The organism is Weissella koreensis KCTC 3621, assembly GCF_000277645.1.
The window spans coordinates 1-26,003 of record NZ_AKGG01000016.1 but is presented as its reverse complement, the minus strand read 5'-3'; the positions used below and the strand labels follow the sequence as shown (position 1 = coordinate 26,003).

Sequence of the window (26,003 nt, the reverse complement as noted above, 5' to 3'; positions counted from 1 at the left end):
GACCTTTTTCGCTTTATTTAGCCAATGTCAAAACATAGTTTGGGACTAATTTGGAATTAGCCAATATTTATTCCTAAATTACAAATTTATTTACTTAAAATAACGTAATTTTACTATAAAAAAATGTTAAAATGAGTCCAACTAAAAATTATACAAAGATTTCGATGTTTTTGGCAGATAACTTTACAATGCTTTTAAAAGAACGTATAATACGAAGCTAAACTTATTGAATTAAAAATAAAGATAAAGAGGCATGTTTATGGCATATTTAGAACTAAGAGACATAAAGAAATCATATTTCTTAGGCCAAGAGGAATTTCCAGTTTTAAAGGGAATTGATTTAGATTTTGAATTGGGAGAATTTGTTTCAGTCCTTGGTGAATCTGGAGGTGGAAAGTCAACTTTGATGAATATCATCGGTGGCTTGGATCGTAATTTTGATGGAAGTGTTACCATTTCTGGTCAAAAATTGAATCACCGTAAAGAAAAAATGTTAGATGAATACCGTCGGGGAACCATTGGCTACATCTATCAATCATATAATTTGATTTCTCATTTAACGGTTTTGGATAACGTTTTGATTTCACTTGATATGACAACTATGAGTCATAGCGAACGTGAAGATCGGGCTAAGGAACTTTTGGAACGGGTTGGCTTGGGCGACCAAATGAAAAAACATCCTAATCAATTATCAGGTGGTCAGAAGCAACGAGTAGCGATTGCGCGAGCTTTAGCTCCTGATCCTGAGGTCATTATTGCTGACGAGCCAACTGGGGCATTAGACTCACAAAATACAGCAGATGTTTTGGCACTTTTGCAAGAAATTGCGGAAGATGGAAAACTTGTAATTGCTGTAACGCACTCTCAAGATGTTGCTAATCATGGAACACGAATTGTACATCTAGCAGATGGAAAAGTGGATGGGAATACCCGTATTCACGATGCTTATCCCGTTGGGCAAGGAACCTCCAAAATTGAATCAAAAGCCATGCCACTTTCAGCAAGTTTTCAAAACGCTTGGAAGCATTTCGCCCATAATTTCTGGCGTAATTCATTGATTATGATTGGAACGGCGATTGGATTGTTTGCCGTTTTGCTCTTTTCTGGAATTGGAAACGGGGTTAATGCCTACATCCAAAAGCAGGTGGGTGATTTAGCTAATCCAAATTATCCAACCATTATGAAAAATGTTGTAACCAACAAAGAGGCTAAAGGTAAGGAATCATCTGAATTGATGCAAAATACAATGCAGACCATGATGACTGACTATAAGAAAGCCACGATGTCAAATGATTACTTGAACAAGATGGCAGACGTTAAGCATGTTAAGAAGGTTAACCCTGGCTACATGTTTACTAACGTTACCGTTTCATATGATGGTAATGATATTCAAACGCCACAATATCAGAGTTGGACACCAGCCTATAGTGATTCAATCATTAAGGCCGGTCACACTCCTAAGGATGGCGAAATTGTCGTCGATAAGAAGACCTTTGCGCAAAAGGTGAGTCCTGATAATTGGAAGTCAATTGTGGGTAAGAATGTTAACTTGACCTTTATTGCTTATGATCAAAACAATGTTCCTAAGCCAATTACTAAGACCTTTAAGGTTTCAGGTGTAGCAGAATCACAAACTGGAGCCATGGCTGCAACCAACGAAGCAACCATGCGTAAAGTTTTGGAAGAATCCGGTGCTAATACTGATTATACTTATGCTTCAGTTAAAATCGATGATACCAAGAATGTTAAGGCTGCGGTGAAGGATATTAATGCGATCCAAGTAGATGGTCAAAAAGCCTTCTTAGCTATCTCAGTTGGTTCGATCTTAGACACAATTAATACAATTGTGAGCTTAGCTACAACTGTTTTGGCAGCAATCTCTGGAATTTCATTAGTTGTTTCAGCTTTGATGATTATTGTTACCATGTATATGTCAGTTTCTGAACGAACTAAGGAAATCGGAATTTTGCGCGCATTGGGTGAATCAAAGCGTGACATTCGTCGATTATTTACATCTGAATCAATTATTATTGGTTTGTTGTCAGCCGTCTTGGCCTTAGTAATAGCATATGGTCTTGGCTTTGCATTGAATGCTGCTTTGTATAAGATTGCGAAGTTTAACATGATTCAAGTTAGTGTCGGGAACGTGATCTTTACCATCGTAGTAGCTTTGGTCATTTCATTCCTAGCCGCTTTGATGCCAGCACGTCGAGCATCACGTTTGAACCCCATTGATGCTTTGTCTGCTGATTAATCTAAAATAAAATATGTATAACTAATTTGTTAAACCTATCTTGGTCAAATTTTTTTACTGAGATGGGTTTTCTTATTTGTATGGTACTAATTTTTAGACAGGCTTTAGAACGATTAAATATTATTAATATAACGAATTAATTCTAAGAAGTTTTTGGAAAATTATCATAAAGAGTGTAAAATAAAATATAAGATCTATTTTAGAGGAGACTTACTAATGAATAACAAAAATGCATCAGAATGGCTCGCTGAGTCGCTTAAATATGAAGATGACTTATTGCGTGATTTAAAGACATTGTTGGCAATCCCATCAGTTCGTGATGATGAAGCAGCCACACCGGATGCACCACTTGGTCCTAAGACAAAAGAAGCACTTACAACTTGGGAGAGCATGGCTGAACGCGATGGTTTCCGAACAGGTGATTTCAAAGGTTTGGTTGGTTATGCCGAATTAGGGGATGAAGATACTGCTGAATCCATTGATGTGATTGGGCATTTGGACGTAATGCCTGAAGGAGAAGGCTGGACTAAAGAACCTTTCACTCCAGTGATTGAAGATGGACGCCTTTATGCTCGTGGGGCATCTGATGATAAGGGACCTTCAATGATCGCTTATTATGCTTTGAAGATGTTAAAAGATATGAATGTTCCTATGAAGCGTCGGGTACGTTTGGTAATGGGAATTGATGAAGAATCTGAATGGACAGGAATGGAAGAATTCTTCAACACCAAGGGTTACCCAACAATGGGATTCTCACCTGATGCTGAATTCCCTATTATTAATGGAGAAAAGGGGAACGTTTCACAAGTTGTTCGTTTTGCCGGAACCAATGGTGGAACTGTTGAACTACGCGATTTCAAAGCTGGACAACGACCAAATATGGTTCCTGGAACCGCTGTTGCGCATGTAACTGTTCAAGATCCACAAATGTTGGTTTCTGGATTGGAACGTTACTTGGCTGGTGAAAAGCGTGCTAAAGCTGAAATTGAAGTAGAAGGTCACTTAGCTACAATTACTTTCTATGGTAAGCAAGTCCATGGGGCTTCACCTGAAACTGGTTTGAACGCAGGAACATTCTTGGCCAACTTCCTACAACAATATGACTTTGGTGGAAATGCTAAGGGATTCTTAACATTCTTGGGAACTGCCGTTCATGATGATTCAACTGCTTTCCGTATCGGAGCATTGAAGCATGATGATTTGATGGGTGATCTATCAATGAATATTGGAATTCAACGCTTTGAAGCTGATAAAGATGGTTTCGTTAACTTGAACTTCCGTTACCCACAAAACACTAATCCGGAAGAAATTGGAAAGGCCGTAACAGGAGCATTGACTCCTGACTTTGACGCCACAGTGGCTGTTGAAGGTCATGCTCAAGGCCCACATTATGTTTCAGGAGAAGATCCACTAGTAACGACTTTGTTGGATGTTTACCGGAAGCATACTGGTTTGCCAGCTGCTGAACAAGTTATCGGTGGTGGAACCTTTGGCCGTTTGTTGGACCGTGGAGTTGCGTTTGGGGCTATGTTTGAAGGTGTACCGGATACAATGCACCAACCTGATGAATTTTACCCAGTAGCTGATTTGACACGTTCTATGGCGATCTTTGCGGAAGCAATTTATCGTTTAGCCAATGAAGCATAATTAAGTTTAAATATCAAAAGAATGAAATCAGACTAGGTCAGTAGAGCTTTGTTTCGCTGCGGCTAGTTTGGTTTCTTTTTTAAGAAAAAATTTAAGGTCAAGGATTGAAAGTATGACAAACGAAGAAGCGCAAAAAGTTTTAGTAATTACGGGAAATACTGGGACAGGGAAAACGACGGTAGCACGGTACTTAGCAGAAAAATATCATTTTCCTCAGGTGGTAACGCACACTACACGACCACCACGAGCAGGTGAAGTCGATGGACAAGATTATTATTTTGAGACGGAGGCTAGTTTTCCTAAAAATCATTATTTAGAGCAGGTAGTCTATAGTAATTATCATTATGGTTCTTCATACGAAGGCTTGAATCGGGCTTGGGAGAAAAACTCATTAATTACGATTGTTTTAGACACAGCGGGAGCTTTGGCTTATGCACAACAATTAGGATCAAAGGTTGAGGTGCTCTATCTATCAGTTGAGAATGCGGCGGATTTAACACAACGATTGATTGATCGGGGAGACCAGTTAGAGCGGATTCAAAAGCGGATACAAAGTGCTGAATTTATTCGAGATTTATCAGTCCCTGATGCATTAAAACAATATGCGCATATGATTATTAATAATAATTGGGTAAAAACGCAAAAAGAAATCGACCGAATTATTAAAAATATGCTAAAATAAAGTAAGTAAAGTCGGGGCATGTTCTCGGCTTTTTTAGAAAAGTTTGACAAATATAACAATTTCATGAGAAATTATACAATGTATTATGGATGAATTTTAAGGGGGATTTAATAATGTCAATGATTGAATTTAACCACGTTGGTAAGTATTATGGTGATTTTCATGCCTTGAAGGATATTAATTTAGAAGTTGATGCTGGCGAAACAGTTGTATTAATCGGGCCATCTGGTTCAGGAAAATCAACTCTGATTCGAACGATCAATGGATTAGAGCCCATTCAAGAAGGTCACTTAATTGTTAATGATTATGATCTAGCTGATAATAAAACAGATATGAATAAAATTCGTAAAGATGTCGGAATGGTGTTTCAACATTTTAATCTTTATGCCAATAAAACGGTGCTAGAAAACTTGATGCTAGCACCGCGTAAAGTTTTGAAAATGGATGAAGCTGAAAATAAAGAAAATGCGATGAAACTGTTGGAAAAAGTCGGATTAGTTGATAAAGCTGAAAAAATGCCATCATCATTATCTGGTGGACAACAACAACGAATTGCGATTGCTCGTTCGTTAGCAATGAAGCCCAAAGCGCTTTTATTCGATGAACCCACCTCAGCGTTAGATCCGGAAATGATTAATGATGTTTTGAATTTGATGAAAAGCATTGCTGAAGATTCTGATATGACAATGCTAGTTGTAACCCACGAAATGGGATTTGCTAAAGAAGTCGCCGATCGTGTGATTTTCATGGCCGAGGGTGAGATTTTAGAAGATACGCCAACCGCTCAATTCTTTGAAAAACCAAAAGAAAAGCGGGCCCAACAATTCTTGTCACAAATTAAACATTAATAAAATTAATGGTATTAGAATAATTTAAACAGCGATATAGGAGCTAATTAATGGAAGATTAACCGGGGGAAGGCTATGAAAAATTTCATAAAAATTGGGAGTGCGTTGGCAATTGCCTTAGGATTAAGTTTAGGGTTTGGGAGCAGTGTTTCTGCTGATCAACAAAAAAACCAGGTGCTCGATCGGATTGAACAGAAAAATAAAATGGTTTGGGGAACTAAGGCTGACACCAGCTTAATGGGTCTGATGAATATTAAGACTGGAAAAGTTGAAGGCTTTGATGTTGATGTCGCCAAAGAAGTTACCCATCGTATTAATCCGCAAGCAAAAACTGAGTTTGTACAAGTGACTTCAGGGACGCGAATTCCGTTGTTAATTAACAACAATATTGACGCTATTATTGCGACAATGTCGATTACACCGGAGCGGGCTAAAACCGTTGATTTTTCGAAACCTTATTTTAATGCTGGACAATCCTTAATGGTGAAAAAGGGTTCAGATATTAAAAATATTTCTGACGTCAATAATCGTAAGGTAACCGTATTAGGAGTGCAGGGTTCTACTTCGGTGGAAGAAGTTAAAGAAAAAGCTCCCAAAGCTCGAGTATTAGCTTTATCTGACTACGCTACTGCTTTGTCAGCTTTAAAAGCTGGGCAAGGGGATGTTTTAACGACTGATTCTGGTATTTTAGCAGGAATGGCTAAAGATGATACCAGTCTGAAATTAGTGGGTGGTAACTTCACGAATGAACCTTACGGGATCGCTATTGAAAAAAACAATCCCAAGTTAGTCAAAAAAGTTAATCAAGCGATTGACGCCATGCAAAAAGATGGCACTTATGCGCGCTTGATGAAAAAATGGTTTAGTGATGTACCGGGAATGGATTGGAAGGAGATGGCAAAGTTATGATTAATTTATTCAATACTTACAGTCATGAATTCTTAGTTGGTTTTGGTTGGACTTTGTTATCAAGTGTCATTGCTTTGATCGGTTCATTGATTTTGGGAACCTTTTTCGCCATTGTTGAAGTGATTCCTAATAAAATCACCCATTACTTAGCACGCCTATATATCGAAGTTTTACGAAATGTACCACTTTTGGTAGTGACGATGTTTTTCTATATTGTGATGGCCAGTGTTTTGAAAATTAATGGTTTTATGGCCGGAACGATTGGCTTGATGTTATACACATCAGCTTTCATTGCTGAGACTGTCAAAGCCGGTATTTTTGCTGTTGATCTAGGCCAGTATGAAGGTGCCCGTTCAAATGGATTAAGCTGGTGGGAGACGATGAGGATGATTATTCTGCCTCAGGCGTTTAAATATGTAATTCCACCTTTGGGAAATCAATTTGTGAACCTCGTTAAGAATTCATCAATTTTGGCGTTCGTGGCTGGTTTTGATCTAATGTATCAAGCTAATCAAATTTCACAATTAACCTTTGATACTTTCAATCCATATATTATTGTAGGCTTGTTCTACTTAGTGATAACCATGCCTATCAGTTACTATATGCGCTATCTTGAAGATAAACTTGCACGGGAGGCCTAATTATGATGGATAACTTTATTCAAGCGTATTCATGGATTAACATGCGCTTTCTCTTAGAGGGAATGTGGGTTACGATCCAAGTAGCGGTAATTTCTGTAATATTAAGTTTTGTTATTGGATCCATTTTAGGAGTGCTTCGTTATGCAAAAATTAATATTTTGTCAGGTGTTGTAGGATTTATCATTGATCTGATTCGAAACTTACCCCTTTTGTTGATCATCTTCTTTACTTATTTTGCTTTGCCAAAGATTGGTATTCAATTTAGTGTCATGGGTAGTACGGTTTTTGCCCTTACTATTTTTGAATCAGCAATGTTGGCCGAAATTGTACGAGGCGGAATTGTGGCGGTACCCAAAGGCCAATTAGAAGGCGCGCTTTCTAATGGTTTGACGAAAAAGCAGGCCCTCTGGCATGTTTTGTTACCACAAGCATACAAAAAAATGATTCCACCGATTATTTCGCAGTTTGTATCTTTAATTAAAGATACTTCTTTGGCCACTATTATTATGTTGCCCGAAATGATGTATCGCGCGCAAATTATTTACGCTCAGCATCCGTCGGAAATCATTCCAATGTTCTTAATGCTCGCATTATTGTACTTTATCTTGAATTACTGTCTATCAAAGGCGGGTCAAATCATTGATAAAAGAATGATTGTTTAAATTAATTAAATATTTTGAATTTTAAAAATATCAATATGAGGGGCTAAGACGAAATGTCTAGGCCTCTTTATTATTTCATGATAAAGATGATTGAATTTCAAACGGGTTATTCAATTTTTAACTAGCTTTAAACATGCAAAGTAGTCCTAAATAGTGTAGGAGCTAAGGTTTTGGCATTTCAAAGATTAATTTCGATTATTTATAGGGAACAAACGCATGTTTAGTGCTTCATGGTATAATAATAAAGATATTATTGTGAAGAGGAGACCAAAAATGAAACATTTTAGTCTGTTCCAGTCTTTGCCAGATTTTTTTCAAAATAAGCGTCTAACACTCTTAGCAATTTGGGTTACCGTGATGGCGGTAATTGGAACGGTGTTAGCTTTTAAAGCGAATATGGTGGTTGGGATTGTATGGGTTATAATTATTTTATGTGCCCTGGTGTTTGTCTTTAACACTTTAAAAATTATTGGCAGCGATACACAAAAATATATTGCAGGGCTTTCTTACCGGGTTAACCGTGGTGAACAGGAAGCCATTATTCAAATGCCTTTAGGGGTGATTTTGTATAATGAAGAATTTGAAATTGATTGGGTGAATCCTTTTATTCAAAGAATTAGTGAACAAGCTAATTTAATGGATCAAAAGTTAAATAAAGTTAGTTCGGTTTTGGATCGTGTCGTAAAGTCAGCCTCCAGTAAAGATCAGGATACTTGGCGCACGATTGATTGGTTGGGTCGGACTTTTGAAGTGCAGGTGCAAGTTGATTTGCGTGCGATTTATTTACGTGATATTACAGATATTGCACAAGTTCAACGTAAGTATGAAAATAGTCGGTTGTTTATGGGAATCGTTTCTTTAGATAATTTTGATGAAATTTCAGAACGTTTAAATGACGCAGAATCATCAACGTTACGTTCACACGTGACAACAATGCTCACAGATTGGATGGATCAACATGAAATTTATGTGCGACGGCTATCGCCAGATAAATACATGTTGATTGGTTATTATCAAGGACTGCGTTTAGCAGAAAAAGATAAGTTCAATATTTTGAAGAGTGTACGTGAAGATACTTCAAGTCAAAATATGCCAATTACTTTGAGTATTGGGATTTCATACCATGATGGTGACGTCATGAGTATGGCGAAAGCTGCGCAAACGCAATTGGATTTGGCTTTAGGACGTGGTGGTGATCAAGTTGTGGTTAAATCACCGCAACAAGATGCGCGTTTCTATGGTGGAACGACTAATCCAATGGCTAAACGAACACGTGTACGGGCCCGAGTTATTTCGCAAGCTTTGAGTGAACTAATCAATGCATCAGATCAGGTCTTTGTCATGGGACATGCACGCGGTGACCGAGATTCAATGGGAGCAGCATTAGGTGTACGACGCATTGCAAAGATGGTTGATAAGCCAGCTTGGATTGTTAGCGATCCAGATGAAAAACGGCATACTGATATGCAGATGTTATATAATGCAATTCATGAAGATGAACAAACTAAGGATGCTTTAATGAGCCCAGCGGATGTCATAGCACGAGCTACGGGTCACTCATTATTGATCATGGTCGATCACTCTAAACGTTCAATTACCGAGAGTAAAGAAGTTTATGATGCGCTGAAGGAACGTTTAGTTATTGTTGATCATCATCGTCGCGGGGAAGAGTTTCCTGAGAAATCTTTGTTGGTTTATATTGAATCATATGCGTCATCAACTTCTGAGTTGGTAACTGAATTATTTGAGTATCAGTCAAAGAATCGTCGTGGATTATCAAGAATTGAAGCAACTACCTTGTTAGCGGGAATTCAATTGGATACCAAGTCGTTTACAATCCGTTCGGGAACTAGAACTTTTGATGCAGCAAGTTATCTTCGCTCTGTGGGTGCTGATGGTAAACTAATTCAAAATTTCATGAAAGATTCAATGGAAGATTATCGTCAGCGCGCCGATTTAATTTCGCGCGCTCAATTCTTAGACAGCGATGCAATTGTTGTGGCTGATGATAAAAAATCATATGATTCCGTTTCGGTCGCTCAAGCAGCTGATTCATTATTACAAATTGTAGGCATTGAACGTTCATTCGTTGTTGCGCGTCGGGATGAAAAGACGATTGGAATTTCGGCTCGTTCAAACGGTGAGAAGAATGTTCAAACAATTATGGAAAAGTTAGGTGGCGGTGGTCATCTAAGCTTTGCTGCGACCCAAATTAATGGGGTAACCGTTGACGAAGCTGGACAACAATTATATGCTGTTTTAAAAGATGAAACACCACTTGATGAGGAGGAGTAAAAAGATGAAAGTTATTTTCTTAGAAGATGTTAAAGGCCGTGGAAAAAAGGGTGAAGTTAAAGAAGTCCCAGATGGTTACGCAAATAATTTTTTAATTAAAAATAAAAAAGCAGAAGTGGCAACTAATGCGAATGTTTCAGCATTGCAAGGCCAAAAGCGCGCGGCCGATCGAGAAGCTGCAGAAGAAATCAAACTGGCTCAAGATTTAAAGACTAAATTAGAACAAGAAGATTCAGTGATTGAATTAAAAGCAAAAGCTGGATCAGATGGTCGCTTATTTGGTGCAATTTCATCTAAGCAAATTGTAGTGGCCGCTGAACAACAATTAGGTATCAAGTTGGATAAACGTAAGATGGACATGAAGGAACCAATTCGCTCATTAGGGTATCGGAATGTGAAGGTTAAGCTTCATAAGAACGTCGAAGCTAACCTCCGTATTCATACAGATGAGCAATAAAAATAGGAATTAAAAGTATGGCAGATGAAGTCGTTGATTATAAAAGCGCACCTCAAGATAGTTTTGCGGAGCAGGCTGTTTTAGGATCAGTTTTAATTAGTACAGATCCCACCGATACGTTGGCTACCATTAGTAGTATTGTCAGTGTTAATGACTTTTTTCAAACCAGAAATCGTTTGATTTATCAAGCGATGTTAGCCGCAGATGATAGTGGCCGGCCAATTGATCCATTAGTTCTTCAAGATCAGTTGAGCAGTATGAATCAATTGGAAAATTCAGGGGGACCTAGTTATTTCGCTGAATTGGGAATGATTGTACCGATTGCCAGTAATGCGGCTGTTTATGCACAAATTGTCAAAGATAAGGCCTTACGGCGTTCATTATTAGACGTTTTAGCTGATGGAACGGAATCAAGTTATTCTGATGTTGAGCCAGTGGGAGATCTGATTGCTCGGATGTCGGGTTCATTGGATAACATTGATATTAATGATGGAGATGCTGATTTTCAAGCTATCTCGCAAGTTGTCAACGAATCCTTTGACCAAATTGAGCGGAATGCACGGACGGATGAAAAAATTACCGGACTAGCGTCTGGATTTCGGGAATTAGATAATTTAACAACTGGTTTTCATCCTGGTGAAATGGTGGTAGTGGCAGCTCGTCCAGCAGTTGGTAAGACAGCCTTTGTTCTAAATGTTGCACAAAAAGTGGCGGTGATGAATCCCGGCTTACCGGTTGCCATTTTTTCTTTGGAAATGCCAGCTGTTTCTTTGGTTAATCGGATGTTAGCTTCAGAAGGTAACATAAATTCTCAAAATATGCGAACGGGATCGCTGACCGACGAAGAGTGGAGTAAATTAACGATTGCTATGGCTTCTTTGAGTGGAACGCAACTTTACATCGATGACACTGCAGGAATTAAAATTACAGAGATTCGATCAAAGTTACGGCGCTTAAAAAAGAAAACTGGTCAATTAGGATTAGTCATTATCGATTATTTGCAACTGGTTGAAGGAACTACGAACGAATCACAACAACAAGCGGTTTCTTCGGTTTCTCGGAATATTAAAAAAATGGCGATGGAATTGGAAGTGCCAATTATTGCCCTTGCTCAACTTTCGCGTGGAGTGGAACAACGACAGGACAAGCGACCAGTTCTATCCGACATTCGTGATTCTGGATCAATTGAACAGGATGCGGACATTGTAGGATTCTTGTATCGTGAAGATTATTATCGCCAAGAAGATGAAAACGGTGATAATAATGCTGCCGGTACACAAGATGAAGATGGGCCTATTGAATTAATTATTGAAAAGAATCGATCTGGTTCACGTGGGACAGCCAAGATGTTATTCCAGAAAAATTATAGTAAGTTTTCAAACTTTGATTACTATCATAATGATGACGATAATCCATTTAGGTAACATTTTTGATGTAAAAATTAATTCAAGTCTTGAAAAGTTCAAGTAAATAAAGTAAAATGATAATGTTGTGTTTGTGGCTTCCACAAACTGCAACCACTCGAACCCCGTTTTAAAGTCGTCGACTGCGGATAAGGTGAGTCTAAGTTATATAATATATCTAATAGGAGGTCTCATACTCATGGCATCATATGCAATCATTGAGGATGGTGGAAAGCAATATAAGGTTTCTGCCGGTGACGTAATTTACGTCGAAAAGAAGGACGCTGCAGAAGGTGACAAAGTTGTCTTTGACAAAGTTGTCTACGCAGATGGTACTGTAGGTGCACCTTACGTTGACGGTGCTTCAGTTTCTGGAACTGTTGCTAAGCATGGTAAGGAAAAGAAGGTTGTTACTTTTAAGTACAAGCCAAAGAAGCACTCACACAGTAAGCAAGGTCATCGCCAACCTTATACTAAGGTTGTCATTGACACTATTGCTTAATCGTACATCGAATATAGGAGGATAAAATCATGCAATTGAATTTGACTAACTTGACGATGCTTGCCCACCACAAAGGTGGAGGTTCATCTGCTAACGGACGTGATTCAGCAGGTCGTCGCCTAGGTACAAAGCGTGCCGATGGACAAGACATCAAGGCAGGATCAATCATTTACCGTCAACGTGGAACACACATCTACCCAGGTGCAAACGTTGGTCGCGGAAATGATGATACTTTGTATGCCAAAGCTGATGGTGTGGTAAAGTTCGGTCGTTTGGGCCGTGACAAGCGCCAAGTTTCAGTTATTTCTCGTGAAGAGTATAAGACTGTTATTGCAAAGTAATTCTAAAAATCAATTATAATAAAGCCCATTAGGTCACTAGTTGATCTGATGGGCTTTTTTGTGTTGTTTTTGAAAACATATAGAAGATATTATTTTAATGGTTTTTAATAATGAAAAAAATGATGTTACAGGAATAACATTTAAGTTGAAAGGAAAAATTGTGTAAATTTTTTTGCTACACCATCAATAGACTATTATGGAAAATAAATATCAAACTCAGTTATGACAATCGGAAAGGTTGGAACAGAATATAAGACAGACAAGAAAGATATTCAAGGATATGTCTTTGACAAGGTTGAAGGTAAATGAACTGAAAAGTACACAGCTGATGGCCAAGTTGTAACCTACGTGTATAAGACTATTGGAACAAATACACCAACCAAGCCAGTAGTTCCTACTGATCCAGATAAACCAAATAATTCCGGTAATGATAATAACTCAGGCGCAAATGATAGTTAATTCGGGAACCAATAATAATTCAAACACAAATGGTAATAACTCGCCAATCAATAATGTAGTCAATGGTGCTCAAACATTTTTGCCAAATACGTAAGCAGAAAAAGTTACATTCGCCGGAATTGTAAGTGCTGTCCTTGCTTCATTAGCAGGATTGGTAATTTGGAAGAAACGTAAATAAAAATGTTTTTAAATAAATTTAAGCTATAGATATTAAGTGATATTAAAAAAACAACGATTAAGTGATGAATGAAGGCTAGATACTTTTGAAATTATAGGAAGAATACTTCAGTTGTAAAAGACAGAAACGAGCGTATAATAGTTTAAGTTGATTTTATTTTGATGTTGGGTTAGTTGCGCATTTATTTGACGGTAAAATCAGACAATTATTAAACTGAAACAGTTAATAATTCTTAGGTAAAAGTAGTATCAATTTAAAGATAACTAAATATTATATATTGAATATTATATATAAACATTATTATATAATATTCTTTTTTTTTCGATAATTATCATCTTATGCTCGAAAGGTATGAATATAAATCATTTGGATCGGTAAATAAAGACCGACATCATAGAATAAAGGGATAGGTAATTTTTATTTCACGGTGCCCCATAATATTATGACCTAGAATGTCACTATAAACTTAGCTATGGGCGAAGTAAGCGCGCATTAAATAAAAGAACTTTAGCTGTACCGCAGCTAAGTCAGACGGTCAAACTCTGACAGAAATAAACAACCGGGCCTGCGCGATGGTCAATAAAAGGAACTGCAGTCGAACGTTATATAAGATGAAGCAGATATAGGTAATTTTTTTCATGCAACACGTAAGTAAGTCTCATTTTTCAGACAATATTTTTAGTAACCTTTCTTGGAAAGAAGTTAAGGCTAATTTTAAAGAAGTATTGTCTCCACAGTTTTATGTCCGAGGCGTTTCTGGATGGTCAAAAACGTACTATGCTTTTTGGGCCTTCGGTTTAGCAGTATTAACATATACCGGATTCGTTATGACGCCATTTAATACTCTTTCGATTCCGTCATGGTTGGGATCCATTATTGGATTTACCTGTGTATGTGCCATTTCGAACAGTTCTCGACTTCAAGGTTTGGCAGGCTTAATTTCTGCAGCGTTAATCGCTTCAGTTTCTATAGCTACAGGAAACTACGCCAATGCATTTATGCAATTTGTTTATGGAATGACGCTTGATGTAGGTTCCCTTATGATTGGGGATCGTTGGACAGCACGTGAGACTCATAATATGGATAAGTTTGGATATACTATGCTCTCACTTGGTGGAATTTTATTATGGGCCTTCTTATTCTTCATGGATATGAATGTTTTTCATAGCCCTCGCGCTGTGATTGATTCATTTGAAGCAACCTTGGGAGTTATGTCAGGAATGCTTCTTTTGTTCCGCTATAAGTCAGCCTATATTGGGTTTACCTTTAGTGGAATCTTTTCGATTGTGTTATGGGGGATTACATTGAAATCTGGTCATCCTGGTTCTTTGGTATTATTCTTTAACTATATTTTGTATTTAATGAATGACGGATTTGCTTTGACCATCAGCTCTTGGTCATATAAGAATAAAGATTAAACATTTAAAAATAAAAGCTATCTATATATGGTAGTGAAGTTAAAACCCAATATTGGACTAAAATCCAATATTGGGATTTTTATATACTTCAGAAAAATAAGTATCGCAATCAAGCGAGATGATAGTTGATTGGTTTAACATTAATCTTATTTTTATCATAGGCAGGATAGATTAAATACCAATTAGGCGGTACTTTTGTTTCTACTAAGCAGTTTAAAGATATTAAGGCTATGCTTATGAGCTTCTATGTTTTTTATTTAGATAGAAGTATGTTAAATTGTTTTTTATATTATTAATAATTTAATTTTACAAAATAACTATCATTAACGTATTATATATATGTAAATTAATTTATTCACAATTATTTTAATGAATTAAAGGAGGAATAAAAATGAGCAATGAAGCTATTCCAGGATATATTCAGTTTAGTGATAATAATTGGGGATGGATTGGTAGCGCCACTTCCATTTGGAGGTCTGAATTAGAGCACTATTCAGACTTAGAAATACAAGAGAATACCAAAGATTTAGTCAATAATTTTGTAAGGACCTTGAAATCATGAGTAAAAAGATAAATCAACTACTGTCTATTATTATAAGTTTCGTCATAATTGGAATTTCGTATCTTTTTATTCTTAATATAAATAATTTTTCTGGTTATACAGGGGATGATTTTTTATACCATTTTATTTATCGTGGAGCCTGGCCAACTGCTGAATTAAGTGAATATCACCATTTGTTTGATTATATTTCCGCAGTCATTACACATATGACAATATGGAATGGAAGAATGACGTCCATTATTTTTGAAATTTTGGCGATGCAAGTTCCAAAAGCTGTTTTTAATATAATAAATTCATTAATTTATGTGATAGTTGGTGTTTTGTTAAATGTGCTGATTTCTGGACGAAGAGTATTATTTCGTCCGCTACAACTAGGTGCGACATTTTTAATGATGTGGTTCTTTTTACCAGGTCTTGGAACCACAGTCCTTTGGGTAAGTGGGGCGGCTAACTATTTGTGGGCTACAGTTATTGTCTTACTATTTTTTATGCCATATCGTTTCAATGTCAAGGTAATGCGATTTACCAAACTTGCGGGGATCGGATTGGTTATCTTAGGTGTTTTAACAGGATTTACTAATGAAGTTGCAGGGTCGACGGCTATTTTGGTTACTCTTTTGTTGACGATTTATAATTTTAAAACAGCTAGGGAATCTGATGCTGGTATCTTCACTCAAATAGGTGGTGTGATTGCTGTTTTTATTGCCTTTTTAATGCAGCTAAACTTATCATCTGGATCTTCTGAAACTTCTAATTATGGAGAAAAAGTTAGTTTACTAGTTCATATTCAAAATTTAATTACTGGAACTATGCAAAATTCTGGTTGGCTGCTGCTGATTATTTTAGCGTTGTTGATTGTATTGTGCTTTAGTCGGAAAAGTTTGGATTCAACAAGTCAAGATTTAACAATTAAAGGGCTGATCTTTTTGTTTTCCGGTTTTGCTGGAATCGGCGCACTTATCATTTCACCAATTACTCCAAATAGAATGTGGTTTGCCTCAAATATTTTGTTTATAATTGCCTTATTATTTTTTGTAGAGGCTTGGCAAGAGCTAAGACTTTGGAGTAAATGGACATATCTGCCAATCATTTTATTTATTGCTTGGATGATTTTTGCAGGTGTTGCAAGTTACACGTTTAATTTAAAAGATGTGCAAAATTCGTATAAGCGTTTTTATACGGATGAAATTATATCAAAAGAAGCGAAAGCTGCGGGGAAGCATGAATCCCGTGTCCCTGGGATGGAGACTACGACTAATCCATATAATCCGTATGATGGGACGCCATATATAACGGCTAGTGATCATCCAGAAAATCAGTGGTCTAATACTTGGTTTGCTCAATACTATGGATTGACTAAAACATATTTAGATAATTCCGTACCGTTAAGAAAAGTTCCACAAAAAAATAATCCATTTGTTGAAGAAATCATGAATTTATATCAACAATTTTTTGGTCAGCTTCAAAAGAAAATAATTCCAAATGAAGAGGTCGGACAGTCCAAAAAAATTCGGAATGAAAGTTTACCAATTGATGAAAGAACTTATCATAATGATATTAAACCCAATAATGATAATCTTTCACCCAAACAACCGTGGTTACGGAATGCGTTAATTCGATATATCAATATTGACTCTAATAAAGTTGTAGGTGTCGAGAAGATAACCTCGCCTTATAATGAAAAATATAATATTTCGAACGCATCTACGGCAGGATATAAGACCTTAGCAGGTAATCCGAAAAGTTATGTCTTCAATCAAGATTATGATCAAACTATTGATATAAGGGTTGCTCCACAGCCAAAAACTATTATTTTATATTTTAAAACTGAGGGTAAAACGGATATATCAAATATAACAATTAAAGGGGTGACGGGGGAAAGTAAAGAAGTTCTTGCCCCAAAGGGATATACGATCGATGGCAAGGATAGGATGACAATTCATATCTCGACTAATAGTAAATGGTATAAGAATGTTACTGTGAAGCGGATACCATTCTGGAATGATTTAGGCCGTTTTAAACTATTTTATGTAGCTTTAGTTGCGATGACTATCTTCTTTGTGTTTGATTTACTGATTATTCCATCAGTTGCTAAGGGTAAAGACCAACATCTTCGGATGTAGTTATTCTGACGGTTATTAATAAGTTATTAAGTATAAGGCTCATTGGGTTACTAGCTGACCCAATGAGTTTTTTTGTTTCAAGAATAATATAAAAATATGCTCATGCTCGGTAGTTATGGGACGGTCTAAAGCTTGTCCCCTTTATATAATTTTATTCTCAATAGTTAGGAATGCTATAATATGAAGATGTTATCAACTTAAATTATAGTATTTTAGATGATAAAATAACTTTTAAATGATGAAACATAGTCATAGAAAGAGATAATAAAAAGCATGGCAGAAGATAAATTTGAGAAAGCAATCATCGAAAAACTAAAAGTGGAAGGATGGGATTATCTAACTGACTATTCAGGAGTAACTGATGTTAAGCTTTACGATCATTGGCGAGATATTTTAAATCAAAATAATATAAAGCGACTAGATGGAATCATGTTAACTGATGGTGAATTCGAGCAAGTAAAATTAGAATTGATGAAGAATAAAACACCATATGATGCTCAATTGATGCTTGCTGGTGCGGGAGGCGTTGGGACTATTCCGTTGATGCGAGATGATGGTAGTCAAATTGAACTGGAGATATTTTATGGGGATGAAGTTGCAGGTGGTCATTCTCGTTATGAAGTAGTTAATCAAATTACATTTAATAATTTGACAAACAGTTTGAGTACAAAACGACGGGTCGATGTGATCTTATTGATCAATGGATTGCCAGTGGCACATATTGAAGAAAAGGATGAGTCACTTCAAAATCAGTGGAATGCATTTGAGCAATTTCAAAAATATGATGGGGACGGAATGTATACCGGATTATTTTCATTCGTTCAAGTTCAATTTATTCTCTCACAACACTCAGCCCATTATTTTGCTCGTCCAAAAGATATTCAATCTTACAATCGTGACTTTGTTTTTGGATGGCGAGATGAAAATGGTAAAGATGTGACTAATACGATGGAATTTATGCATTCTGTAATGGGAATTCCAGCATTACATCGATTAGTTACAGTTAACATGATTCCGGATGCTGCTAATGACAACTTAATGGTTATGCGATCTTATCAAATTCAAGCAACGCGGATGATTTTAGATCGAATGCGAGAAATGAGTAATAATGATTTGATCGAAAAAGAGGGTGGTTATATTTGGCATACTACAGGGTCTGGTAAAACTGTAACTTCATTTAAAGTGGCTCAATTACTTGCTTCAATGCCGCGGGTACAAGATGTGTTATTTATAGTTGATCGGGTCGACCTAGTTAATCAAACATATGAAAATTTTAAATCTTTTGCATACAAGACTTTTGAAGATAGAATTAAGGTAGTGAATGGGAATGAGTTGAAACGAGCCTTAAAACATAATCAAACTTCACACATTTATTTGATAACGATTCAAGGACTTGATAAAGTAGCTAAAACACTTAACCCGGGAATTCTCTCAAATAATCGAATGGTAATTTTAATGGATGAAGCCCATCGTTCAGCTAGTGGTGAATCAGTAACACGGATAAAAAAAGCATTACCGAAAACAACTTGGTTTGGTTTTACTGGGACACCTAATTTTTATAGTGATGATACAAATGAAGTTAAAACTTCCAAGAATGTTTCAACTTACGATATTTTTGGGGAAAGACTACATCGATATACAATTAAAGATGCTATCGGCGATGGTAATGTCTTAGGATTTGATGTAACTTATTATGAATCTGTTGTGGAAAAAAATGCTGAATCAAAGATGACAGATCAAGAATTAGAAAAAGCAGTTTATACAAGCTTACCATTCCGTGAAGCCGTGGTAGAAGATATCAAAGCTAACTGGCAAGCAAATGCCAGTGGTCCCATTGAGATGGGGGTTCGTAAACCGAATCAATTTCAGGGGATGCTTGCCGTATCAGGTAAACAAGCTGTGGCGGCATATTATGGATTGTTCAAACAGATAGCACCAGAGTTGCGGGTAGCGATGACGTACTCTCGTGATGAAGATAACGGTACAGGAGCCTCAGACCTTCAATATGCCTTAAAGCAGGGTATGCACGATTATATTGAACGCTATGGAACCCGGAATTTCTTAGAAGATAAAGATCCAGAACGAGCATATTTAAATGATATGACCAAAAGAATTTCACGAAAGAAGCCGTATAATCAAGGAAATGATAATGATCGCTTGGATTTGATCATCGTTTCGGATCAGCTATTAACAGGATTTGATTCTAAATTTGTGAATATAATCTACATGGATAAAATTATGGCAGAAGGTCCCTTAATTCAAGCAATGTCACGTACAAATCGAACGATTAATAAGAATGCTAAACCACATGGGAAAGTTCGATTTTATCGTAAGGGAGCATTGATGGAGGAGAACGTTAAAAGGGCTTTAGTCATTTATACTAAAGGGGGGAATGATACATTATCTGATGTTGATAAACTACCAAGTATGGATGATCAAAAGGGATTATTTGACGATGATATTTTGGCCCCTAAGATGATTGATCAAATTCATGACTTACAACCTAAAATTGATCGGTTACAAGAATTGGCAGGGAATGATTTTTCACAGGTACCACGTTCTGAAAAAGATAAATTAGAATTTGCGGTCACCGCTGCTGACGTCAATTCAAAGGTCCAAAGATTGGTTCAACAAGGTTATAATTTTGGGGATGTAATTGAAAGAGATGATGTTATAGCTCAATTAGGAATTAAAAGTTCCGAAGAATTAAGCTCACTGCAAGCAAGGATGAATGATGTAAATGAATTATTACCACCAGAAAAACGAATTGATTTAACAAACATAAAAATTGCGATTCAATCATTTGCGACAGAAATTATTGATTATGATGAGTTAGTAGATTTATTGAATGAGTATATAGATGCCACTACCATCGATAATCGTAACGCTGTTGAAGAGCACATCAAACCTTTAGATCAAAATAGTCGTGAAGAAATTGATACAGTATTGGATGGCATTGAGCAGGGTGAGTATCAAAATCATTTTGATACAGAAAGATTAAAATCTGTACGAAAAAGGATTCGAAATGATAAGCAAGAGCTAAAAATTTATAAATGGGCAGCTGATCATAATTTTAATGGGAACGATATTTTAGGCGCCTATAGCCTATATTTACCTAATGTTGAATTAGTTGATAATCCTAATTTGAATAATATGTTACAAGAAATTGAAAATAAACTTGATATCGGCTTCTTTGAAACAGCAGAGTTTGAAGAAGACTTAATGAATTATTTTGCAGAAATTAATTATAAATAGTAAGGATTGGGAATAAATAATGGCACTAACGGCTGATAAAAAGAACTTAATTTGGAAAACATTGAATGAAACTCGTGGAAAGATTGAACCATCTGAATATAAAAATTATGTTTTTGGTTTAATGTTTTACAAATTTTTGTCTGAGAAGGCGACAACATGGTTAGATAATCAATTACGTGGTGAATCTTGGGAGGACGTTTGGAAACAAAATCCTGAAAAAGCAGCAAGCTTTATGCAAAATAAATTGGGCTATGTAATCCAACCTGGAGATATGTTTAGTGACTGGCAAGATGCTATTAATGTTGATCAATTTAATATCACCAATGTTGCTGATGCTCTAAATCATTTTAATCAAGGAATTCAACAAGGGGCGAAAGCTAATTTTGATGGGATTTTTGATGATATGGATTTGGTTTCTAATCGTTTAGGTAGTAATACGCAAACTCGGACTAAGACGCTGATGGATTGGATTAGTTTAATTGATCAAATTGAATTAGACGAAGATACTGATGTTTTGGGTGACCTTTATGAATATTTAATTGGAATGTTTGCGGCTAATTCAGGGGCGAAGGCTGGGGAATTTTATACACCACACCAAGTTTCTGATATTATGGCTCGTATTTTAACTGTTGGACGAGAGAATAAACCAGATTATAGTTTGTATGATCCAGCGATGGGCTCTGGTTCATTACTATTAACTACTGCTTCATATATGGAAAATTCTAATGTCCGTGGAGCTGTTAAATATTATGGACAAGAAGTTATTACAACTACTTATAACTTAGGTCGTATTAATTTAATGATGCATGGAATTGAATATAATGATATTCATATTCATAATGCAGATACTTTGAGTTCAGATTGGCCAGATGGTGTAACTAATGGTGTGGATAATCCACGGATGTTTGATGCCGTCATGGCTAATCCCCCTTATTCATTAAAATGGGATAATACTGGCCGAGAAGATGATCCACGATTTAAAGAGGGCGTAGCTCCTAAGTCTAAGGCTGACTTCGCATTCTTACAACATGGATTATATCATCTAAAACAAGATGGTCGCATGGCGATCGTATTACCACATGGAGTCTTGTTCCGTGGAGCAGCAGAAGGACGAATCCGTCAACAATTACTAGAAAACCATAATATTACAGCAGTAATTGGCTTGCCAGAAAAGATCTTTACCAATACAGGAATTCCAACCATTGTTATGGTGTTAGAAAAGAGCCGGACTAGTGACGATGTCTTATTTATTGATGCATCTAAGGGCTTTGAAAAACAAAAAAACAGTAACAAGCTACGCCAAGAAGATATTGATTTAATTGTAGATACCTACATGAAGCGTGAAGATGTAGAAAAATATGCACATGTAGCTAGTTTTGATGAAATCAAAGAAAATGATTTTAACTTAAATATCCCACGTTATGTAGATACATTTGAAGAGGAAGAACCAGTTGATCTAGTACAAGTTAGTGCTGATTTAGAATCAGTTCAGGCCGAAATAAAGCAGCAAGAAAGTGAATTATTGGCAATGGTTAATGATTTAGCGGTTACAGATGATAGTAAAGAAATCATACAAGCCATGAAGCATTTATTAGGAGGTACTCATGAGTAAATTAGTACCAGAGCTTAGATTTTCCGGTTTTTCTGACGATTGGGTACAGCGTAAGTTGGAGGATATATCACATTATAGAAATGGAAAAGCTCATGAGAATCATGTAGATAATAAAGGGAAATTTATAATAGTTAATTCAAAATTCATTTCTACTAATGGTAAAATTAAAAAATACAGCAATAATGATATAGAACCACTGTACAAAAATGAAATTGCAATAGTATTAAGCGACGTTCCTAACGGGCGAGCAATTGCCAAAACATTTCTTATAAACGAAGACGGAATTTATACTTTAAATCAGCGAATAGCTGCACTTAAAGTAAATAGTGATATAAATCCTTTATTTTTTCAACGTATATTGAATAGAAATAGTTACTTTTTAAAATTTGATGATGGTGTGAGTCAAACAAATTTGAGTAAGGAAGAAATTTTAAATTTTAAATCATTTTACCCATCTTTGATAGAGCAAACTAAAATTGGATCATTCTTTCAAAAACTAGACGATGCTATTACCCTTCACCAACGTAAATTAGATTTACTGAAGAAGCAGAAAACGGGATTGTTACAGAAGATGTTCCCAAAAAATGGATCCAATACTCCTGAATTAAGATTTGCTAATTTTGATGATGAATGGGTACAGCGTAAGATTGGGAATTTTCTAACCGAGAGTCGAATCTCAGGAACTAACGGTGCCATTTCAAAAAAGTTGACTGTTAAGCTTTGGGGTAAGGGCGTTGTACCTAAAGAAACCATTACGGGAGGTAGCGAAGCCACAAAATATTATGTTAGAAAATCTGGACAATTCATGTATGGAAAACTAGATTTTCTTCATGCGGCGTTTGGAATTGTGTCACAAAATCTTGATGGATATGAGTCCACATTGGATTCTCCAGCATTTGATGTTACCAACCTAAACAGCATATTCTTAATGAATACGGTAATGCGTAAGAGCTTCTATTTGTATCAAGGAAACATCGCTAACGGATCACGAAAAGCAAAACGTATTCACGTTGATACTTTCTTTGACATGCCAATTGACGTTCCGGTGCTGGAGGAGCAAGATAAAATTGGCTCCTTGCTAAAAGGACTAGATAACCTTATCTTTACTAGTCAACGTAAATTAGACTTGCTCAAAGAACAGAAAAAAGGACTGCTTCAAAAAATGTTCCTTTAGTGTATTAAAATATTAATAAATTAAAAAACGATTGATATGTCTTTGAAGATATATCAATCGTTTATTTATTTTATATTTATTTCTTAAACCAATTTAGCCATTTGTTGCATGATCTTTTCACTGTCTTTTGCTTCTAATTCTTTAATGATGTGAAGATATGTTTCTTGGGTTGTAGTCATACTAGAATGGCCAAGACGTTGTGCAACAGTTGCAATTGAAACATTAGCAAATAATAGTAAGGAAGCATGAGTATGTCTAAGACCATGAACTGAAATTACAGGCACTTGAGCTTGTTCACATAAAACTCTTAAATGATTATTGACAGTAGAATTAAAGATTCTGTTCTTATCAACAAAGATTGGTTCATTCATCTTCAAATTTTTAATTAATTGAGAAAATTGCATGGCCAATTGCCAATCAATTCGAACTTTTCTTACTGATGATTCATTTTTTGTTTTTTGAAAACTACCATGTGTATTCTTATAGTTCCACGTTTTATCAATTGTTAAAATTTGTTTATTAAAATCAAAATCAGCGGGGGTTAGAGCAAGTGCTTCTGAGAATCTAAGCCCAGTTTTAAGAATGAGTAATAAGAACCAGTCCCAATTGATTGTATCACTTAGTTGCATTTGTTTAATTAATTGCTGGCTGTCATACTCATTGAGAAATTTTATTTTCTTTTTTCCAGGAGTTCGTCCTTTGATTATCACTTTACGTGTTGGATTTGTTTTTATTATTCCTTCATCAACAGCATCCAAAACAGTACCTTTAACTTGATGATGAAAGTCGAGTGTCGTTTGTTTTTCATGACTTATGGCATAACCGTTTAAAAGTTCTTGATAGCTTCTACGGGATAAATTTTCCAAAGTTAACGTGGGTTCTAACCTTCTCACCCATTTTAATGTCATCATATATTTATCCAGTGTGACTGGCCTTACTGCGTCAACCTTATATAGATTAATCCATTCTTCAAAATACTCATAAAAAAGTTGTGTTTTCTTGCTCTTCCTCATAATAAATCCTCCTAGATATATTGTTACTGCATGTACAGTAATAATTATCTAAGAAAATAATGTTAAACAAACATTTTTTGTAATAGCCCTTTTTTAGACAATTTAAGTAAGTCTATTTGGCGTTGATGAAGAGCGATAGTGTTATCGAGTTGTTTGAAGAACGAACCGATTTTTTCTTGTTCTTCAATTTTAGGAATAAGCAAAGTATATTCCCATAAATCATTTATAGCTATGTTAGCTTGATTAGCATTTCCTCGTTCTATTGTTGAAATGTAATTAGAATATTTTGGTTGCAATAATTGATAATAAATAAAATTGTTATTGTAATTATTTATACTAGTAATTTTAACTAGATTTTGATTAAGTAGATAAGTTTCTTTTTCTCTTATTATGATTGGTCTACCTACTGCTGAATCTTTCATATACGCTTTTGATCCAACTGTAGTAATTATAATTTCTTCATGATTTATTTTATATTTTTCATAAATATCTAAATCTTTATTCGATACAAAAATAGAATCTTTACTTTCTGTTATTTTGTCGCTTGATAAATCTGAAACTCTTATAATTCTAATTCCTTTTTTCTTATAATCTTTTGATTTAAAAGCAAAACCTTTTATATAATTTATAACTTCCCCCAACTTACGATCTTCCCAATCGTCAGCAAACCCTGCAAATCGCAATTCAGGAACTTTGGCCCCATTTTTAGGGAACATTTTTTGCAAGTAGCCTTTTTTCTGTTCCTTGAGTAGATCTAACTTGCGTTGGTGAAGAGTGATGAGATGATCAAGTTGTTTCAAGAACGACCCGATTTTGATTTGCTCATCTTTTTCGACTGGTATCATAATATCCTTTGTCAGCAAATCAGCCTTAGTCATTCCTTTAATTGATGTACCTTGGATATTGTTCAATTCTTTTTGAAGTAGCTTATAAATTGAATACAATCCAAATTGCTCGTCAACATGTAACTCACTCAATGATAGAAAATCTTGTGATGTCGCAAATTCTTGTTTCATAAGGGTTAGCTTACCTACACCAACTCGAGTAACTATTGCAATTGAATTAGCAGGAATAAGTTTTGCGGCAGAATTTTTGATGGCATCATCTGTAATAAATTTATCCAAATTTACCTCTTGAACATCATCAACTGTGAGATTTGAACTTTGAATCCACGGAATATTTCCGTCCCAGTATTCTGTAACTGCCGTTTTCGGTGTCCCACCACCATAAGTTGTTTTCGAAAAATCAGACAACTTACGCTCTTCCCAATCGTTTATGGGAGTAATTAATTAAAAAAATAGTATTTTGGATGAATAATAATATTAATGTAATAATTTGTTATTTATTAAATACTTCCATATAATTTAACTTGTTAATAAGTACACATTTTTTGAGATGTACGAATAAATTTATTGAAGAGGAAGATAATTATTATTTACGGTATGAGTTACAGGTCTCGATTATTTTATATTAAATTATGTATTAAAGAACGTTATAAATAATGTAATTATTTAGGTTTTATATAATCAAAAGTGTATCTTTTATATATAGATAAAGATTAAAAAATA

21 protein-coding genes, 1 pseudogene and 1 other annotated feature are annotated in these 26,003 nt (G+C 35.7%); of the genes and pseudogenes, 20 read left to right on the top strand and 2 right to left on the bottom strand.

Annotated elements, in window-relative coordinates; genetic code table 11:
* Positions 1 to 259 precede the first annotated feature (259 nt).
* From JC2156_RS06690 to JC2156_RS06610, 20 genes and pseudogenes are all read left to right on the top strand, one after another.
* On the top strand, positions 260 to 2,254 hold the full coding sequence (locus tag JC2156_RS06690) for an ABC transporter ATP-binding protein/permease (RefSeq protein ID WP_006845871.1): 1,995 nt from the start codon (positions 260 to 262) through the stop codon (positions 2,252 to 2,254).
* A gap of 216 nt (positions 2,255 to 2,470) precedes the next feature.
* Entirely contained in the window at positions 2,471 to 3,901 is a 1,431-nt protein-coding gene (gene pepV / locus JC2156_RS06685) for a dipeptidase PepV (RefSeq protein ID WP_006845870.1), read from the top strand.
* A gap of 112 nt (positions 3,902 to 4,013) precedes the next feature.
* On the top strand, positions 4,014 to 4,583 hold the full coding sequence (locus JC2156_RS06680) for an nSTAND3 domain-containing NTPase (protein WP_006845869.1): 570 nt from the start codon (positions 4,014 to 4,016) through the stop codon (positions 4,581 to 4,583).
* Positions 4,584 to 4,696: 113 nt separating this feature from the next.
* The gene (locus JC2156_RS06675) at positions 4,697 to 5,431 is read left to right on the top strand and encodes an amino acid ABC transporter ATP-binding protein (protein WP_006845868.1); all 735 of its coding nucleotides are present in this window, start codon (positions 4,697 to 4,699) and stop codon (positions 5,429 to 5,431) included.
* Between the two features lie 75 nt (positions 5,432 to 5,506).
* Complete coding sequence (locus JC2156_RS06670) at positions 5,507 to 6,340, top strand: transporter substrate-binding domain-containing protein (protein WP_006845867.1); 834 nt, start codon at positions 5,507 to 5,509, stop codon at positions 6,338 to 6,340.
* A complete protein-coding gene (locus JC2156_RS06665; protein ID WP_006845866.1) occupies positions 6,337 to 6,981 on the top strand; it encodes an amino acid ABC transporter permease in 645 nt (214 codons plus the stop codon). Before JC2156_RS06670 ends, JC2156_RS06665 begins: the two co-directional genes overlap by 4 nt.
* Before the next feature lie 5 nt (positions 6,982 to 6,986).
* On the top strand, positions 6,987 to 7,643 hold the full coding sequence (locus JC2156_RS06660) for an amino acid ABC transporter permease (RefSeq protein WP_013989304.1): 657 nt from the start codon (positions 6,987 to 6,989) through the stop codon (positions 7,641 to 7,643).
* Positions 7,644 to 7,916: 273 nt separating this feature from the next.
* Positions 7,917 to 9,938, top strand: a complete 2,022-nt coding sequence (locus JC2156_RS06655) for a DHH family phosphoesterase (RefSeq protein ID WP_006845864.1) — start codon at positions 7,917 to 7,919, stop codon at positions 9,936 to 9,938.
* Between the two features lie 4 nt (positions 9,939 to 9,942).
* On the top strand, positions 9,943 to 10,395 hold the full coding sequence (gene rplI, locus JC2156_RS06650; RefSeq protein WP_006845863.1) for a 50S ribosomal protein L9: 453 nt from the start codon (positions 9,943 to 9,945) through the stop codon (positions 10,393 to 10,395).
* 17 nt (positions 10,396 to 10,412) lie between these two features.
* On the top strand, positions 10,413 to 11,819 hold the full coding sequence (gene dnaB / locus JC2156_RS06645; protein WP_006845862.1) for a replicative DNA helicase: 1,407 nt from the start codon (positions 10,413 to 10,415) through the stop codon (positions 11,817 to 11,819).
* An 81-nt stretch (positions 11,820 to 11,900) separates the two neighbouring features.
* Positions 11,901 to 11,970: a sequence feature (ribosomal protein L21 leader region), on the top strand.
* 27 nt (positions 11,971 to 11,997) lie between these two features.
* Positions 11,998 to 12,300 carry a 50S ribosomal protein L21 gene (rplU, locus tag JC2156_RS06640; RefSeq protein ID WP_006845861.1) on the top strand — a complete coding sequence of 101 codons (303 nt, stop codon included), beginning with the start codon at positions 11,998 to 12,000 and terminating at the stop codon, positions 12,298 to 12,300.
* Between the two features lie 29 nt (positions 12,301 to 12,329).
* Positions 12,330 to 12,641, top strand: a complete 312-nt coding sequence (gene rpmA, locus JC2156_RS06635; protein ID WP_006845860.1) for a 50S ribosomal protein L27 — start codon at positions 12,330 to 12,332, stop codon at positions 12,639 to 12,641.
* A 222-nt stretch (positions 12,642 to 12,863) separates the two neighbouring features.
* Positions 12,864 to 12,950 (top strand): MucBP domain-containing protein, encoded by an 87-nt coding sequence (locus JC2156_RS09140; protein ID WP_158664205.1) that lies wholly within the window; start codon positions 12,864 to 12,866, stop codon positions 12,948 to 12,950.
* 259 nt (positions 12,951 to 13,209) lie between these two features.
* A pseudogene (locus tag JC2156_RS09135) lies at positions 13,210 to 13,278 on the top strand (LPXTG cell wall anchor domain-containing protein); the annotation flags it as partial.
* Between the two features lie 638 nt (positions 13,279 to 13,916).
* Positions 13,917 to 14,696 (top strand): nicotinamide riboside transporter PnuC, encoded by a 780-nt coding sequence (gene pnuC, locus JC2156_RS06630; protein ID WP_006845858.1) that lies wholly within the window; start codon positions 13,917 to 13,919, stop codon positions 14,694 to 14,696.
* A gap of 391 nt (positions 14,697 to 15,087) precedes the next feature.
* Entirely contained in the window at positions 15,088 to 15,258 is a 171-nt protein-coding gene (locus JC2156_RS08925; protein WP_006845857.1) for a hypothetical protein, read from the top strand.
* A complete protein-coding gene (locus JC2156_RS06625; protein ID WP_006845856.1) occupies positions 15,255 to 17,381 on the top strand; it encodes a DUF3329 domain-containing protein in 2,127 nt (708 codons plus the stop codon). Before JC2156_RS08925 ends, JC2156_RS06625 begins: the two co-directional genes overlap by 4 nt.
* A 273-nt stretch (positions 17,382 to 17,654) precedes the next feature.
* A complete protein-coding gene (locus JC2156_RS06620; RefSeq protein WP_006845855.1) occupies positions 17,655 to 20,636 on the top strand; it encodes a type I restriction endonuclease subunit R in 2,982 nt (993 codons plus the stop codon).
* Positions 20,637 to 20,655: 19 nt separating this feature from the next.
* Positions 20,656 to 22,248, top strand: coding sequence for a type I restriction-modification system subunit M (locus tag JC2156_RS06615; protein ID WP_006845854.1), 1,593 nt, complete (start codon positions 20,656 to 20,658; stop codon positions 22,246 to 22,248).
* Positions 22,241 to 23,422, top strand: a complete 1,182-nt coding sequence (locus tag JC2156_RS06610; protein ID WP_006845853.1) for a restriction endonuclease subunit S — start codon at positions 22,241 to 22,243, stop codon at positions 23,420 to 23,422. The genes JC2156_RS06615 and JC2156_RS06610 overlap by 8 nt, the downstream gene beginning before the upstream one ends.
* An 83-nt stretch (positions 23,423 to 23,505) precedes the next feature.
* On the opposite strand, the gene JC2156_RS06605 is transcribed toward JC2156_RS06610, so the two are convergent.
* Entirely contained in the window at positions 23,506 to 24,435 is a 930-nt protein-coding gene (locus JC2156_RS06605) for a site-specific integrase (protein ID WP_006845852.1), read from the bottom strand.
* 62 nt (positions 24,436 to 24,497) lie between these two features.
* The gene (locus tag JC2156_RS06600) at positions 24,498 to 25,688 is read right to left on the bottom strand and encodes a restriction endonuclease subunit S (protein ID WP_006845851.1); all 1,191 of its coding nucleotides are present in this window, start codon (positions 25,686 to 25,688) and stop codon (positions 24,498 to 24,500) included.
* Positions 25,689 to 26,003: the final 315 nt, after the last annotated feature.